Annotated in this window: 16 protein-coding genes; 13 read left to right on the plus strand and 3 right to left on the minus strand. The window is 37.2% G+C overall.

What is annotated here, in order from left to right:
- Nucleotides 1-208 precede the first annotated feature (208 nt).
- Nucleotides 209-916 (plus strand): CBS domain-containing protein, encoded by a 708-nt coding sequence (locus MHH88_RS01155; RefSeq protein WP_024360788.1) that lies wholly within the window; start codon nucleotides 209-211, stop codon nucleotides 914-916.
- Between the two features lie 16 nt (nucleotides 917-932).
- On the opposite strand, the gene MHH88_RS01160 is transcribed toward MHH88_RS01155, so the two are convergent.
- A complete protein-coding gene (locus MHH88_RS01160) occupies nucleotides 933-1,658 on the minus strand; it encodes a DUF421 domain-containing protein (protein WP_339261070.1) in 726 nt (241 codons plus the stop codon).
- Nucleotides 1,659-1,777: 119 nt separating this feature from the next.
- On the opposite strand from MHH88_RS01160, the gene MHH88_RS01165 reads away from it, so the two are divergent.
- Nucleotides 1,778-2,986 carry an MFS transporter gene (locus MHH88_RS01165; RefSeq protein WP_069508763.1) on the plus strand — a complete coding sequence of 403 codons (1,209 nt, stop codon included), beginning with the start codon at nucleotides 1,778-1,780 and terminating at the stop codon, nucleotides 2,984-2,986.
- Between the two features lie 433 nt (nucleotides 2,987-3,419).
- Here the strand turns inward: MHH88_RS01165 and MHH88_RS01170 are convergent, their stop codons facing one another.
- On the minus strand, nucleotides 3,420-4,106 hold the full coding sequence (locus MHH88_RS01170) for a histidine kinase (RefSeq protein ID WP_339261072.1): 687 nt from the start codon (nucleotides 4,104-4,106) through the stop codon (nucleotides 3,420-3,422).
- Between the two features lie 634 nt (nucleotides 4,107-4,740).
- Here MHH88_RS01170 and MHH88_RS01175 point away from each other — a divergent pair.
- The 11 genes from MHH88_RS01175 (at nucleotide 4,741) to MHH88_RS01225 (ending at nucleotide 14,289) form a co-directional block, all read left to right on the plus strand.
- Nucleotides 4,741-7,152 carry a Na+/H+ antiporter subunit A gene (locus MHH88_RS01175; RefSeq protein WP_339261074.1) on the plus strand — a complete coding sequence of 804 codons (2,412 nt, stop codon included), beginning with the start codon at nucleotides 4,741-4,743 and terminating at the stop codon, nucleotides 7,150-7,152.
- Nucleotides 7,142-7,564, plus strand: a complete 423-nt coding sequence (locus tag MHH88_RS01180) for a Na(+)/H(+) antiporter subunit B (RefSeq protein WP_069508767.1) — start codon at nucleotides 7,142-7,144, stop codon at nucleotides 7,562-7,564. Before MHH88_RS01175 ends, MHH88_RS01180 begins: the two co-directional genes overlap by 11 nt.
- Before the next feature lie 3 nt (nucleotides 7,565-7,567).
- Nucleotides 7,568-7,906, plus strand: coding sequence for a Na(+)/H(+) antiporter subunit C (locus tag MHH88_RS01185; protein WP_069508769.1), 339 nt, complete (start codon nucleotides 7,568-7,570; stop codon nucleotides 7,904-7,906).
- The gene (locus tag MHH88_RS01190; protein WP_069508771.1) at nucleotides 7,899-9,404 is read left to right on the plus strand and encodes a Na+/H+ antiporter subunit D; all 1,506 of its coding nucleotides are present in this window, start codon (nucleotides 7,899-7,901) and stop codon (nucleotides 9,402-9,404) included. Before MHH88_RS01185 ends, MHH88_RS01190 begins: the two co-directional genes overlap by 8 nt.
- Nucleotides 9,404-9,886, plus strand: a complete 483-nt coding sequence (locus MHH88_RS01195; RefSeq protein WP_069508773.1) for a Na+/H+ antiporter subunit E — start codon at nucleotides 9,404-9,406, stop codon at nucleotides 9,884-9,886. The genes MHH88_RS01190 and MHH88_RS01195 overlap by 1 nt, the downstream gene beginning before the upstream one ends.
- The gene (locus MHH88_RS01200) at nucleotides 9,886-10,170 is read left to right on the plus strand and encodes a Na(+)/H(+) antiporter subunit F1 (RefSeq protein ID WP_024360779.1); all 285 of its coding nucleotides are present in this window, start codon (nucleotides 9,886-9,888) and stop codon (nucleotides 10,168-10,170) included. The genes MHH88_RS01195 and MHH88_RS01200 overlap by 1 nt, the downstream gene beginning before the upstream one ends.
- Complete coding sequence (locus tag MHH88_RS01205) at nucleotides 10,148-10,507, plus strand: Na+/H+ antiporter subunit G (protein ID WP_103977981.1); 360 nt, start codon at nucleotides 10,148-10,150, stop codon at nucleotides 10,505-10,507. The genes MHH88_RS01200 and MHH88_RS01205 overlap by 23 nt, the downstream gene beginning before the upstream one ends.
- Nucleotides 10,508-10,945: 438 nt before the next feature.
- Entirely contained in the window at nucleotides 10,946-11,734 is a 789-nt protein-coding gene (locus MHH88_RS01210) for a transporter substrate-binding domain-containing protein (RefSeq protein WP_069508777.1), read from the plus strand.
- Between the two features lie 80 nt (nucleotides 11,735-11,814).
- Complete coding sequence (locus MHH88_RS01215; RefSeq protein ID WP_069508779.1) at nucleotides 11,815-12,474, plus strand: amino acid ABC transporter permease; 660 nt, start codon at nucleotides 11,815-11,817, stop codon at nucleotides 12,472-12,474.
- On the plus strand, nucleotides 12,467-13,189 hold the full coding sequence (locus tag MHH88_RS01220) for an amino acid ABC transporter ATP-binding protein (RefSeq protein WP_339261083.1): 723 nt from the start codon (nucleotides 12,467-12,469) through the stop codon (nucleotides 13,187-13,189). Before MHH88_RS01215 ends, MHH88_RS01220 begins: the two co-directional genes overlap by 8 nt.
- A 284-nt stretch (nucleotides 13,190-13,473) precedes the next feature.
- Nucleotides 13,474-14,289: a metallophosphoesterase gene (locus MHH88_RS01225; protein ID WP_103977982.1), complete on the plus strand. Its 816-nt coding sequence runs from the start codon at nucleotides 13,474-13,476 to the stop codon at nucleotides 14,287-14,289.
- Between the two features lie 72 nt (nucleotides 14,290-14,361).
- On the opposite strand, the gene tatC is transcribed toward MHH88_RS01225, so the two are convergent.
- Nucleotides 14,362-15,201 carry a twin-arginine translocase subunit TatC gene (gene tatC, locus MHH88_RS01230; protein WP_339261086.1) on the minus strand — a complete coding sequence of 280 codons (840 nt, stop codon included), beginning with the start codon at nucleotides 15,199-15,201 and terminating at the stop codon, nucleotides 14,362-14,364.

Genomic DNA, 15,201 nt, shown 5'->3' on the forward strand with positions numbered 1-15,201 from the left:
CTTGAGCCTGCGGAAAGCGAAGTGGATTTTTACGTGCCAGGCACCTGAGCAATTCAGATTTTTCACATTTGTGTGAGTGCCAGGCACCCAAACTTATTGCATGAACTTTTCTTGGAATATCCATAACTTAGGAATATAATGTAGCTATAACTCAATATTTGTAAAATAACTCAAAAAATATAAACTATTGCTATGGTAGGTGATAAGATTGGTTACTACTCAAAATTCTGATCGCTTTCTAACGGCATTTAATCGAATTGACCATAGGCTAAGAGATATTATTGGTGCAAAAGATTTTATGCCATTTTACCGTTTGGTAGATCAGGCGAAGAAAAAGGATGTATTGGTACGTAAATATGAGGATGATTTACGGTCCTATGCCGATTTACGCAATGCCATTGTCCACCATCGTACATCTATGGAATATGTAATTGCAGAACCGCATGTAGATGTCGTAGAGCGCATTGAATATATGGACGCTACGCTGGCAAAACCAACACTTGTAGGACAAATGTTCCGAAAAAAGGTGCTGGTCTTTCAAGAAAATGATTCTTTAAAGCATGTATTAAAAGTGATTCGTAGTCGGAAATTCACTCAATTTCCGGTTTACAATAAAACACAGTTTAAAGGTCTCGTGACGACTGTTGGTATTACTAACTGGCTTGCATCTGTCATGGGAGGCAATCATGTACCGAGGCACGTTCCTACATTGCATGATATATTATTACACGAAAAAAATAGAGTGAATTACAAATTTGTGAGTAGATACATAACGATTTATGAGGCAGAGGAAATATTTAAGCAAGGTGTGGAGAGAGGAAGACGTTTTGAAGCGTTGTTGATTACAGAGCACGGCAAAACACACCAAAAACTGATTGGTATTATTACACCATTGGATATAATGCAAGTAGAATAGGCAAGACGAAACAAGCTTAAGGGCTTGACCGTCTCGCTTTATCTTTTAGACTGACATATAAAGAGCCATTCGCTTGAACTTGTGCAAAAAAGACATCTTCGTAAGTTTGGACATTTTGTTTTTTTAGTTTTTTCATAACCCAATCTTCGGTCAATTCCAGTTCGACGATATTTTCTTTTATCAGTTGTCCATCGGAAATGACTTCTGTTGGTAAATAGGTAGGTGGGGTAACATCTGCCTTTACATCTTGTTTTGTAGCGGGCTGCTCTGTAGGCTTAGCTAATACACTTAAATTACCCGTAGTCTCCAGTATGGCATATTGGACATCTTGCACGGAAAATACAGCTTGTTCACGTAACATCATCGTTAACTCATCCATGTGTAAACGATTTTTCTTGAGTGCAGATTCTAAAATAAGCCCATTTTGAATAACAATAGTGGGCTTATCGTCAATCAGCACACGTGCTTTTTTAGATTTTATCGTAATAATGGTCATAAGATACGTTAAAACGCTCCACCAAATTAATGCAATAAGTCCTTCTAAAAAAGGTGTTTCAGACTGTGCCGCTATTTCAGAAGCAATGGATCCGAACGTAATACCTGTTGTATAGTGGAAAAATGTAAGCTGTCCTAGCTGTTTTTTACCAAGTATTCGTGTAATGATGAGTAGTGCAAAAAAGGATAGAGATGCTCTAAGTATCATTTCAAAAACATTGGCGTGAAAAAATTCATCTACAGTCATACAACAATCAACTCCTTAAACTGCTATCGTCGAAGAATAGCTTGTGCAAAAAGAGGAATTGTATGCGACAATCAAATTAAATTAAAGAACCAAATAGATAAAGGAAGTGTGGTGGTAGCATGAACAAACAAATGACGCATTCTCACAACAACCCGGTATTTCCGATTATGATTGCTATTGCCATTGCCCATCTAATCAATGATACAATGCAGGCTGTAATCCCTGCGATGTTTCCAATATTGAAGAGTGAGCTCGGTTTGACCTTTACACAAATCGGGCTTATTTCATTCGTATTAAACATGTTTGCTTCTGCCTTACAACCAGTTGTCGGCTATGTCAGTGATAAAAAACCGATGCCCTATGCTTTACCAATAGGAATGATTAGCTCGTTTATAGGTATTGCTATTCTAGCCTTTACAGCGCAGTATTGGGTGATACTTGTAGCTGTGTTATTTTTAGGTTTTGGCTCAGCTATCTTTCATCCAGAAGGTTCACGCGTATCTTTTATGGCAGCAGGTTCTAAACGAGGCCTTGCACAATCAATTTATCAAGTCGGTGGAAACTCTGGACAAGCGCTAGCACCATTAATCAGTGCATATATTTTAGATATTTTTGGACAACGTGGAGCAGCGTTCGTCTTAATCGCGACAACTTTTGGGATTCTTTTATTGAGTAAAATTGCTAAGTGGTATAAGAAGCAATTGGAGCAAGAACGGTTAGCAAAGAAAAAACGTACATTGGTATCATCTTTACCACCATTAACAAAGAAACAGGTGGGAATTGCTTTAACATTATTATTTACTATTATTTTTGCAAGATCATTTTATACAACAAATATAACAAGTTTTTATGTTTTCTATTTAATGGATCATTATGATGTAAGTCTACGTCTTGGACAAATATTAATATTTACTTTTATGGCTTTTGGCGTTGTTGGTACTTTTTTTGGGGGTTCATTATCAGATCGTATTGGACGAAAAAATGTTATTTTACTTTCAGTTGTCGTGCCGATGCCATTCTGTTTAGCTTTGCCTTATGTACCGCTATGGACTGCAACAATATTTTTAGTCATTATCGGAACATTAATTATGATTAGCTTCTCTGTAACGGTTGTCTATGCGCAAGAGCTCGTACCAACTAAAATTGGTACAATGGCTGGGCTAACAACTGGCTTTGCATTTGGTATGGGAGCAATTGGTGCTATTGTTATTGGTGTTTTAATGGATCATAAAGGTATTGATTTTACAATGCTAGTCGTTTCCTTATTACCATTGTTATTACTAGTGGCATTTTTCTTGCCTAAAGATACACCGGCTTCGGCTTTATAAAGGTTGGGCAAAAGAGAAGAAGAGGCTGGGACATAACTAAAAAAAATTAAAGAACAGAGGAAAGGTGTTCATAAATTTTTGCTATATGGAGAACTTATCTTTTCTTGCTTTTGCAATAAATAAAAAATTAGAAGTGTTCACTAGTTGTTGGTAGCGGAAGCGGTGACTCCTGCTCAGAACAGCGCACAATGTAAGACGTAACAGACCGCGCGTTAGCGAGGGTTGCGGCTTACTGTGCTGAGCGGAAAGCACCGCCGTAGCGGACAACAACGGCGTAGCAAAGAAGTGTTAGATTGACTGCCATCAATCTAACACCTTTTCTCTTTTGTCCCAACCTCTTTTTTGCTATGCCGTTGTTGGCGGTTAAAATTTTTAGTTTGTCTTAATTACACAGGGAATATTTTTGCCCCTGCAATATTTAAATAACAGGCAACTATTGACGTAACGGAGAAGTAAACTCTTGTGGCAATTTTTCTTTATCTGTTACTAGACCTTCAGAAATATGGATTTCATGCATTTTATCATTGTACGTGAATTTAAAAATCCCATTGTCAAAATCAGTGCCAATTTCTTTAAAGAAAATACCTTCAATTGAAACATATTTTGGACAGGTAAAGGCTACTTTGAAATTGTCCTGTTCTTTAATCAAATAAGCACGTACCCCTTTTTCATATGTATCATAGGTATCATCTTCAGTTGGTCGTTGGACAGCGACAATGTGAAAGTCTACAAAAGGAACTTCCTTTAACAGAACGTTTAGGAAAGAGCCCTTTGTAATTTCCTCCCAACGACTTTGTGCACTTTGACCTACGATAATTTGTGAAATACCGTAATTTTTAGCCACTTCAGCAATAACCTTTTGAATTGGGCGTTTTTCATTATCTACTAAAATAAATTTTTCAACATCAAGTTCTTCAGATAGGTTTTTCCACTGTTCAATATAACCAGATTTCTCTGCATCAAATGCATCGAGAGGTTGTGAATCGACTGAAAGAATATAAAGTGGGCAATCGAGCATCGTAGCCATTTTATGACCGCGACGAATTAAGCGTTCCCCGTTAAGCCCATAATAGACACATACTAAAATACTTTCGTCCAATCTCCCTTTTACATGCTTCATTTAAAATATACACCTCTTTATCCTATTGTTATTTTGTTATTTGTACTGTGTAATATGAAAAAATTATCCTAAAACAGCTAAAATCAATGCTGTTACAGTGCATTATGCTTATTTATATTGTATACTTAAAAATGAATAAAAGTTAATGACGGTATACAGAAAACACTTAAGGAATTTGGTTAATGTCCATGTTCTAAGGCTTCTTTGTTTATGCATGGCGTGCGTTTAAATAAATAGCTTCCATATGCCACATTATTATGCAGTGAGTTAAATGGATAGTCAAGTATTGATGCATTGAGACGCTTTTCAGTAGATAAATGTCTCATACGCTCAGCCATGGCGTATAGAAATACCAAAATGTAAAAGAATTCTGATATATTTGTTCATCTTTTTACGTATAAAATCTACCTTACTTCAAAGAATGGTAGATATAACACGCTTTTGATTTATCGGTAGGTTTTTCGATGCTTGCTGTGTAAATAAAAGCACAAAGGCGAGTATCAAAAATTTTTGTAGAAAGTTATGCTAATACAATATTCATGCTCTAACTGACTTGTATTATGCAGTGCTTATGAAACATACAAAATTGAAGATGCTAATTCGCTGGACGAATTTGATTGTAGGAGGTTTTCATTTGGCCACAGTTCTCTTTGCGATACTTTTACCATTTGTTTGTGCTGCGCTGATTCCCTTGCTTTACAGGCGACTAAGGCGAATGGCACATTTAGGCTGGTTTGTTTTATCCGTTCCAATCATATTGTTTATTTTACTCGCACGGTACATTCCTCAAATTGCCGAGGGTAAAACATTTATTGATACATATGAGTGGATTCCCTCTTTTAATATAAACTTCACGACATACCTCGATGGACTCAGTATCATTTTTGGATTGCTGATTACAGGTGTAGGTAGTTTAGTTATTTTATATTCAATTTTTTATTTATCAACGAAAGAATCTCTTCATCATTTTTACTGCTACTTATTACTATTCATGGGCGCTATGCTCGGCGTCGTCTTTTCAGATAATTTAATGGTGCTATATACGTTTTGGGAATTAACAAGCGTCTCATCATTTTTGTTAATCGCCTTCTGGCATCATCGTAAAGCTTCACGTGCTGGTGCACGAAAAGCCATGACGATCACAGTCTTCGGTGGTCTTTCCATGCTCGCAGGTTTTCTAATGCTATATGTAGCATCTGGCACATTTAGTATCCGTGACATTGTGTCTAACGTTGAGATGATACGCGAGCACACATTGTTTGTTCCTGCGCTATTGTTAATTTTAATAGGTGCTTTTACTAAATCAGCTCAATTTCCATTTCATATTTGGTTGCCTGATGCGATGGAGGCGCCAACTCCAGTTAGTGCCTACCTCCACTCAGCTACGATGGTGAAGGCTGGAATTTATATAGTTGCGCGTTTCTCTCCAGTATTTGGTGGTGAGCCAGTTTGGTTTTGGTTAGTAAGTGGAATTGGCCTTGTAACATTATTTTGGGGCTCGTTCAATGCTGTACGTCAAACAGACTTAAAGGCTTTACTTGCCTTTTCAACTGTCAGCCAGCTTGGGTTGATTATGAGTTTATTTGGCTTGGGCTCTGTGGGTCACTATTTTGGCTATGCAGAAAGTTCCATTATATACACACAGGCAAGCTTTGCGGCATTGTTCCATCTTATTAATCACTCCACGTTTAAAGGGGCGTTATTTATGATGGTCGGTATTGTCGATCATGAAGTTGGTACACGCGATATTCGACGCCTTGGTGGTTTAATGGCTTTGATGCCTGTGACATTTACGATTGCAGTAATAGGTGGTTTTTCGATGGCGGGATTACCACCGTTTAATGGCTTCTTAAGTAAGGAAATGTTCTTTGCCGCGGTTTTGGCTATTCGTGAGGTTGAGGTCTTTTCCATCGGTACGTGGGGCATATTGTTCCCCGTTGTAGCATGGGTTGCAAGTATTTTTACGTTTGTATACAGCATGATTTTAATTGGCCATACTTTCTTTGGGAAGCTACAGCCGAATAAGTTGGACAAAAAACCACACGAGGCACCAATTGGGATGCTAATTTCGCCAGTAATACTTTGTTTATTAGTAGTGACTATTTTCTTTTTTCCAAATGTTCTCGGACACTATATCTTACAGCCTGCGATGGCTAGTATATATCCAACTTTTCCAACGGTTAGTGAGTTAACACCACATATTTCTGCATGGCATGGTGTGAATACAGAATTATTAATGACCTTTGGTGTAATCATTATTGGCTTTATATTATTTAAAACATTAAAAAGCTGGAAGCCACTATACCGAGTCTTTTCGCAAAATTATACATTTAATAGCTATTATAATCATCTTATTAATTTTAGTGAAAAAGGTTCAATGAAGCTTACGAACCGCTATATGTCTGGCAATTTAACTCATTACTTTGTCTATATCTATGTATTTTTTGTTGCGCTGATTGCAGGATACTTTATTTGGTCTGATGCCATGGTATTTGAATTTACTAAGGATTCACCTGTTGAATCTTATGAGTTAGTTTTAGTGTTTGTCATGATGTTTGCTGCAATCTGGATGATATTTGCCAAAGGGCGAATTACAGCAATGCTTTTAAATGGAGTTCTCGGTTATTCGATTGCCTTCTTCTTCGTTATATTTCGAGCACCTGATTTAGCGCTGACACAACTAGTTGTTGAATCCGTGACAACAGCATTGTTCCTGCTATGTTTTAAATATTTACCGGATTTAATGCCTGAAAGCTCACGCATGAGAGTGAAGTGGTCAAATGCTATTATTGCTATTTTTGCAGGGGCTACGGTGACATTAGTCGGCTTGGCTGTTGTACATTATGACCGTTTTGAAACGGTAGCACTGTATTTTAATGATGCTTATGATTTAGCAGGTGGTTCAAACATCGTTAACACCATTTTAGGAGATTTTCGTGCATTTGATACGATGTTAGAGGTTGTCGTTCTTTTAATAGCTGGCTTAGGCGTGTACACGTTAACAAAACTAAAGCCGCGAAAAGAGGAGGCAGACCATGAAAATTAATGATGTTATTTTACGTACGATTACAAAGGCTATCGTATTTATAATTTTAACGCTTGGTGTGTATTTATTTTTTGCAGGCCACCACGCTCCTGGTGGGGGCTTTATCGGCGGTCTTGTGCTTGCTTCTGCAATAGTGCTATTGTATTTAGCTTATGACATTGAAACAGTTCATAAAGGAATGCCATTTGATTTCAAAAAGGTTGCTGCACTGGGCGTATTACTCGCGACAGGGACAGCCATCGGTTCGCTTTTCTTTGATGTGCCATTTTTAACGCAGACGTATGAATATGTTAATGTACCGATTTTCGGGAAAATGGGCTTCTCGACCGTTACTATTTTTGAGGCTGGCGTCGCGCTAACTGTCGTTGGCGTTGTTGTAACTATTATTTTAAGTATAAGTGAGGATGAATAGCCAATGGAGTCTTTAATACTATTATTAATTGGTGTATTAGTTGCTGTGGCGACGTACCTTATCCTCTCTAAACAATTATTACGTGTCATTTTAGGGACAGCAGTCCTTTCACATGCTGCACATTTACTGATTTTAACGATGGGTGGCCTTAAAAAAGGGGATGTGCCACTGATTGGGGAATCAGCAGGTCCTTATACAGATGCACTTCCACAAGCATTGATTTTAACAGCTATCGTCATTAGCTTTGCTGTGACAGCATTTGTGCTCGTTCTCGGCTATCGTGCTTATAAAACAAATGGCACTGGGGAATTTGATGAATTGAGAGGTACGCCTGATGAGTAATATAATCGTTTTACCATTAATCGTGCCGGTGATAACGGCTATTTTACTTGTGTTTTTAAGACAAAATATAATGATTCAACGTATTTTGAGTTTGTGTACTTTGGGCTTCGTTATATTCATTAGCGTTGTCCTTTTGCTAGAAGTTCAACAGCAAGGTGTAATGCGCATTGATTTTAGTGGCTGGCTACCACCATTCGGCATCCTATTTGTTGCAGACTCTTTTGCAGTATTACTTGTTTTAGTAGCGAATATTGTCGCAGCAATTTGTATAGTTTACGCTTTTTTTACAATTGGGGAACACTATGAAAAAATGTATTTCTATCCTTTTGTGCTCTTGATGGTAGCAGGTGTAAATGGTTCGTTTTTAACGGGAGATATTTTTAATCTGTTTGTATGCTTCGAAGTGATGCTGCTTGCCTCTTATGCTCTTATTAGCTTAGGTGGAGGGAAAGTTCAGCTACGAGAGGCTTTAAAATATGTACTTATTAATATTGTTGCATCATGGATTTTTTTAGTAGCATTAGCATTTTTATATGGAACTATCGGAACATTAAATATGGCTCATATTTCATTGCGGGTTACAGAAGCTGGAGCTGATCCACTTATTACTACAGTTGGACTTGTGTTTCTAATTGTTTTTAGCCTGAAAGCAGGATTACTTCTATTCTTTTGGTTGCCAGGTTCTTATAGTGTACCTCCAACTGCTATAGCTGCGCTTTTCGCTGCACTTTTAACTAAAGTCGGAATTTATGCCCTTGTTCGTACATTTACATTACTATTTACAACGAATACTGAGGTAACCCATACAATTCTCGGTATTATGGCTGGGCTAACAATACTTGCTGGTTGTATGGGTGCCCTTGCTGGAAGAGATGTGAGGACAATCGCTTCATATAATGTCCTAATTGGTGTTGGCTTTATTGTTGCTGGACTAGCTATCGGAACAGAGTCAGCACTGCAAGGTGTAACGTATTATTTAATGCATGATATGGTCGTCAAGGCGATGTTGTTTTTAGCGGTAGGGATGATGATATATGTAACAGGTGAAACACTTATTGATAATATGAGTGGACTTATTCGAAATTATCCCTTTTTTGGATGGCTGTTCTTTATTATGATGTGTTCAATTGCAGGAATTCCACCTTTAAGTGGATTTTTAGGCAAGGTTTTAATAGGACAAGGCGCGATTGAGGGAGGAAATTTTGTACTACTAGGGCTAGGATTTCTCTCTAGCTTAATTGTCCTCTATTCGTTACTGCGCATTTTTCTATCGTCCTTTTTTGGCGAAACGATCCTCAGTATTGAAGATGAAAAACCACTTCCAAAGCGAATCGTATTGCCTTTAACATTACTTTCTGTTTGCACAATTGCTTTAGGTATCGGAGCCGAGTCGATGGCGCCTTATGTGAAGGATGCGGCAGAAACGCTTCATACACCTTCTATTTATATTGATGCAGTATTAAATGGAGAAAAATGGCAAGGTGAGGTGAATAAGTAATGGCTATGCAGTTTATATTAAATTTATTTATCGCTACCTTATGGTTATTGCTACAGGACGAAATCACGCCACAGTTTTCCACCTTTTTAATGGGTTTTGTCGTCGGTATTGGGATTTTGTATGCGATGCATCGGTTTTATGGAACGCAATTTTATTTGCGCCGCGTTTTCTCTATTATTAAACTACTATGGCTATTTAATTGGGAGCTATTACTTTCAAGCTATAATGTGCTAAAACAAATCACAACCCCAAAGTTAAATATTACGCCAGGCATCTTTACGTATAAAACAAAGCTGAACGGAGATTGGGAAATTACAGCTCTTGCACTCTTGCTAACGCTCACACCTGGTTCAGTAGTGATGGAGGTCTCGGAGGAGGGAGATATGTTCTATATCCATGCTATGGATATAGAACAATCTAAAGATGCCGTTATTCGCTCCATCGGAAAATTTGAAGAAGCAATTATGGAGGTGACACGCTAATGGTTGAAAAAATTTTACTTTTAGCACTAGCGTTATTTAGTGTGTCAATTGCATTGTCCCTATATCGTGTCATTAAAGGCCCATCCATGCCCGATCGAGCGATAGCGCTTGATACAATAGGTATTAATCTTCTTTCGGCCATTGCTATCGTTTCGATTGTCTTAAAAACAAAAGCGTATTTAGAGGCGATTTTAATTTTAGGTATATTGGCGTTTATCGGTACAATTGCTTTTACAAAATATATTGAAAGAGGTGTGATTGTTGAACGTAAATCAAATGATTGAGTGGACGGCAGTCATCCTGATACTTGTCGGTTCTATTGTAAGTGTTATTAGTGCGTTTGGTATGATTCGTTTGCCAGATGTCTACACGCGCTCACATGCTGCAACAAAAAGTTCAACGTTATCTGTACTAACCTGTTTGTTAGGCGCATTTATTTATTTTTGGATACATGACGGGTATGTGAGTGTGCGATTAATATTAGGTATTCTCTTTGTGTTTGTCACAGCACCAGTAGCAGGGCATTTAATATGTCGTGCCGCCTATCGATCTCGTGTACCGTTAGCAGAAGGTTCTGGTGAAGATGAATTAAAATCAAAGCTATTTCCAGAAAAAGAATAGTAACAGCACTAAAAATTTGATATCGTTTGCAAGGCGAGGTATAGGGCGTTTAAAACGTCGTTACCTTGCTTTTTTATTTGGCCAGCTACATTGCTTTATGACTTATAAAAGGATGTTTATATTAAAGGAAATATGGGGTATTTACTTAACGACAGGAATAAAAATTTAGAAGAAGGAAAATAGTATAGTATCACCTATAAAGGAGCATTTTAAAAATATATTAACCGAAAAATAAAAAAACATTGATTTGTTAGAAAATTCTGTGTAAAATATTTTGCTAAAAAATTTCATGTATAGCTTGAAAATTATTTTGAAAGAGTATATCTTAATTAGCAGATAGATTTTTTATTCTGCTATATGAATAAATATCCAATCGACTATTTTCGAGACATTCCTGTCTCATAGACAATAAAAAAACATCAAAAGGAGATATAAAAGATGAAGAACAAATTTTTCATGCTTATGCTTGTTCTAGTAATTGGTTTACTGGCAGCATGTGGCACTAAAGAAGATAAAGCAACAAATACAAGCTCAGATACAGAAAATAAACAAGTATTAAAAGTAGGTACATCAGCAGACTATGCACCATTTGAATATGTAGACGCTGCTAAAGGTGAAGAAATCATTGGATTCGATATTGATTTAATTAAATTAGTTGGTGAAAAATTAGGTGTAGAAATGCAAGTTCAAGATATGGACTTTAACAGCCTTGTGCCAGCTTTACAAGCAGGTAAAGTAGATGTTGTTATTTCTGGTATGACACCAAATGAAGAGCGAGAAAAAGTAGTAGATTTCTCAGATAAATACAATGAAACAGAACAAGTTATCGTCGTTAAAAAAGATAGTGGAATTAAAAAAGAAGCGGACTTAGCTGGTAAAAAAATCGGTGTTCAAACAGCTTCTATTCAAGAAAATTTAGGTAATGCCATTGCTAAAAAAGTAGATGTATCAGTTGAAGGACGCACACGTATTCCTGAAATCATCCAAGATATGATGTCTAAACGCTTGGATGCAGCCATTCTAGAAGGTGGCGTAGCGAAAGGTTATCTGAAAACAAACGATAAACTAGCGGCATTCCCAGTAGAAGAACAACCAGAAGATTTCAAAGCAATCGCTGTTCAAAAAGGTAGCGATTTAAAAGATAAAATTAACAAGGCATTAAAAGAATTAGCAGATGAAGGAAAAATTCAACAGCTTGAAGAAAAATGGTTAGAAAAAGCTGAATAATAGTATTGATATGCGATAGCCCTATTTAGGGCTATCGCTTGTCCATTTCACTAAAAGGAAACGAGAAAGGAGGGTACGCTGTGAATTTAGATTTCTCAGCAATCATTCCCTCTATTCCTTATATTTTAAAAGGAATAGGTGTTACACTTCAAATAGCAATCGGTGCTTCTCTCATTGGGTTTATCGTTGGTATATTATTAGCATTATGTAAAATTGGGAAAGTAAAAATGCTACGCTGGCTAGCGGACTTTTACACGTCAATTTTCCGCGGGACGCCACTTGTATTACAATTATTAATTATTTACTATGCTGTTCCACAGCTACTAGATATTCAAATTCAGCCAATTCCAACTGCAATTATTGCGTTTGGCTTAAACTCTGGAGCTTATATTTCAGAAATTATTCGTGCGGGTATTAATGCCGTTGATAAAGGTCAAATGGAGGCAGCTCAAGCACTAGGCATCCCATATTCAAAAATGATGAAGGATATTATTATTCCACAAGCTGTGAAAAATATTTTACCTTCTTTAGTAAATGAATTTATTACATTAAACAAAGAAACAGCAGTTGTAACAGTAATAAGTGCTCTTGATATTATGCGCCGTGCCTATATTGTTGGGGGTTCAACTTATCGATATCTTGAACCTTTATTATTTGCAGGGGTAATCTACTATATTATGACGCTTGTCTTAACGTTCCTTGGTAAACGAATCGAGAAAGGAATGAGAAAAAGTGATTAAAATTGAAGATTTACACAAATCATATGGGCAAAATGAAGTGTTGAAAGGTATTTCAACTGAAATAAAAGAAAAAGAAGTAATTGCTATTATTGGGCCTTCCGGTTCTGGTAAATCTACATTCCTACGCTGCTTAAATTTACTAGAAGAACCGACGAGTGGGAAGATAACAATTGCTGGCGATATCCTGACAGATAAAGGGACAAATATTATGAAAATACGCGAAGAAGTAGGTATGGTATTTCAACATTTTCACCTTTTCCCACATAAAACTGTATTGGAAAACTTAACGTATGCACCTATCAATGTAAAGGGAATGGATAAGACAACAGCTATTAAAGCGGCTGAAGATTTACTAACAAAAGTAGGTCTTTTTGAAAAACGCAATGAGTATCCAAGTCGCCTTTCAGGTGGACAAAAGCAACGTGTGGCAATTGCCAGAGCACTTGCAATGGACCCAAAAGTGATACTGTTTGATGAGCCAACATCTGCACTTGACCCAGAAATGGTTAAAGAAGTTTTAGCAGTTATGAAAAACTTAGCTGATTCAGGGATGACGATGCTAATTGTTACGCATGAAATGGGCTTTGCTCGCGAAGTAGCGGATCGCATTTTATTCCTTGATGGTGGAAAGCTAATAGAGGATGCACCTCCAGAAGAATTTTTCACATCTCCTTCTACACAACGTGCAAAAGACTTTTTAGAAAAAGTGTTATAAATAGTGAAGCGCATTTAGCTCTTTTAAAGAAGAGAACTAAATGCGCTTTTGAGATTGTACGCTCGCAATAAGGATGGTGCAAAGTCAATCTATGAGAGAGAAGTGTAAATTTAAAAGTAGTGTGGATTTTGGATATAATGCCATATGCTAAAGAGTAAAGACCAGTACTTTTGTGCATTTTATATAATTAAAGTGCATATACTTACAATCACTCTGATTTTTGCTTATAATAGAGTAGTCAGAGTTTTATTCTGAAAAAGTAGCCGCAAAGTGAGCGATTGCGATTGAAAAAATTATTATATGGTATCTTTTTTATTCTTTTTATAGTCATTTTTTTGTACGTAAACAATCACTGGCTAGTCGTTAGTAAACATGTATTCGAATCAGAAAAGGTGCCTGCCAACTTTGATGGGCTACGCATTGTACAAGTATCGGATTTACATGATGCCCTCTTTGGTAACAATCAGCAAAAACTGATTGCTAAGGTTAAGGATACAAACCCTGACTATATTTTTATCACAGGTGATGTGATTGATAGCAATCGTTACGATTTAAAACAAAGTCTACAGGCAGTTAAAGGACTAGTTGAATTAGCGGATGTATATTATGTACTAGGAAACCATGAAGTGGCGTCGAATAAGGTTAGCGAAATTTATGAGGCGCTCTCATCGTTAGGTGTACATGTGATGGCTAATGAATCGACCGTGCTAGAGCGCGACGGGGAGCGCTTGGCGATTATTGGTATTGAAGATCCGTTAATGGGTAGATCGACAGAAGAAATGCTAGAGTTGGCGACAGCGTATGTTCCAGAAGATATGCTTAAGTTATTGCTGGCGCATCGACCAGAAGTGTTTAGTACGTATGTAAATCAAGGAATAGATTTGGTATTTTCAGGACATGCACATGGTGGGCAAGTACGGATTCCTGGCATGGGAGGACTGGTAGCACCAGGACAGGGGCTGTTTCCTAAGTTCACTGCTGGTTTTTACGAGGAAGAACGCACCAAAATGGTCGTTAGCCGAGGTCTAGGAAATAGTAGTGTACCTTATCGAATTTTTAATCTACCTGAAATTATTGTCATGGATTTAAAGAAAAAATAAGCACTAGGTGCCAGGCACTCAAAGCAAGTCTACAACAAAAATCAACAACAATAGTTAAGCACTGCGTTTTAGTTACGCAGTGCTTTCTAATTGTTTACGTTCGATACGTTTAACAAGATGAATACTAATTTCGTATAAAATAATCATCGGTATTAATACAAGTAATTGACTAATGAAATCAGGTGGTGTAATAACTGCAGAGCCAACACCCATTGCGATATAGGACCAGCCTCGTATTTTTTTCATGGAATCGGCAGTTAGTAAACCAATGGACGATAAAAAGAGTGCAACGATCGGTAACTCAAATAATAAGCCGAGTGGTACAGTCGTCATAATTAGAAAATGCATGTATTCACTGGCTGATACCATTACATCAAAATTAGCAGCACCTAAGCTTACTAAAAATGAATAGCTAAGTGGGTTTACAACAAAATAGCCGAATGCAATACCTAATAGAAAGAGCACAAACATTACAGGTGCATAGAGCCCGAGAAAACGGCTTTCCTCTTCCTTTAAGCCAGGTTTTACAAAGCTCCAAAGAAAATGAACGAGAAAGGGCATCGATAGTCCAAAGGCTAGAGTAGTTGAAATGGTCATATAAAACTTAACGACCTCTAATGGCCCTAATATAATAAGGGAATGGCCACGAGTTACATAAGGAAACCAAATATTAATGGTAGAAAATGCGACAACAAAAAATAATAGAAAGACAACAAGCCCTTTAATGATTTGTTTACGCAGTTCTGTAATATGCTCGAGCAGAGAGTTTACAGGGAAAATTGGTTTATCTTCGACAATTGTCTGCTCATCGTCAATACTGGCAATTTCAACAAAAGCCTCCTGTATTGATGGAGGCTCCTTTTGCTTTTTATCGAGCGGACTTAAATAGTTTTTTTCTTCATAAGGATCCAT

Origin of the sequence: Lysinibacillus sp. FSL K6-3209, assembly GCF_037976175.1 — a bacterium.
In the GTDB taxonomy this organism is placed as follows: domain Bacteria; phylum Bacillota; class Bacilli; order Bacillales_A; family Planococcaceae; genus Lysinibacillus; species Lysinibacillus sphaericus_D.

Excerpts from the sequence above, each read along its gene's own strand:
- MHH88_RS01210 (WP_069508777.1), top strand. The coding sequence starts at position 10,946 with ATGAAGAACAAATTTTTCATGCTTATGCTTGTTCTAGTAATTGGTTTA.
- MHH88_RS01165 (WP_069508763.1), top strand. The coding sequence starts at position 1,778 with ATGAACAAACAAATGACGCATTCTCACAACAACCCGGTATTTCCGATT.
- MHH88_RS01180 (WP_069508767.1), top strand. The coding sequence starts at position 7,142 with ATGAAAATTAATGATGTTATTTTACGTACGATTACAAAGGCTATCGTA.
- MHH88_RS01195 (WP_069508773.1), top strand. The coding sequence starts at position 9,404 with ATGGCTATGCAGTTTATATTAAATTTATTTATCGCTACCTTATGGTTA.
- tatC (WP_339261086.1), bottom strand. The coding sequence starts at position 15,201 with ATGGATCCTTATGAAGAAAAAAACTATTTAAGTCCGCTCGATAAAAAG.
- MHH88_RS01160 (WP_339261070.1), bottom strand. The coding sequence starts at position 1,658 with ATGACTGTAGATGAATTTTTTCACGCCAATGTTTTTGAAATGATACTT.
- MHH88_RS01190 (WP_069508771.1), top strand. The coding sequence starts at position 7,899 with ATGAGTAATATAATCGTTTTACCATTAATCGTGCCGGTGATAACGGCT.
- MHH88_RS01200 (WP_024360779.1), top strand. The coding sequence starts at position 9,886 with ATGGTTGAAAAAATTTTACTTTTAGCACTAGCGTTATTTAGTGTGTCA.
- MHH88_RS01170 (WP_339261072.1), bottom strand. The coding sequence starts at position 4,106 with ATGAAGCATGTAAAAGGGAGATTGGACGAAAGTATTTTAGTATGTGTC.
- MHH88_RS01185 (WP_069508769.1), top strand. The coding sequence starts at position 7,568 with ATGGAGTCTTTAATACTATTATTAATTGGTGTATTAGTTGCTGTGGCG.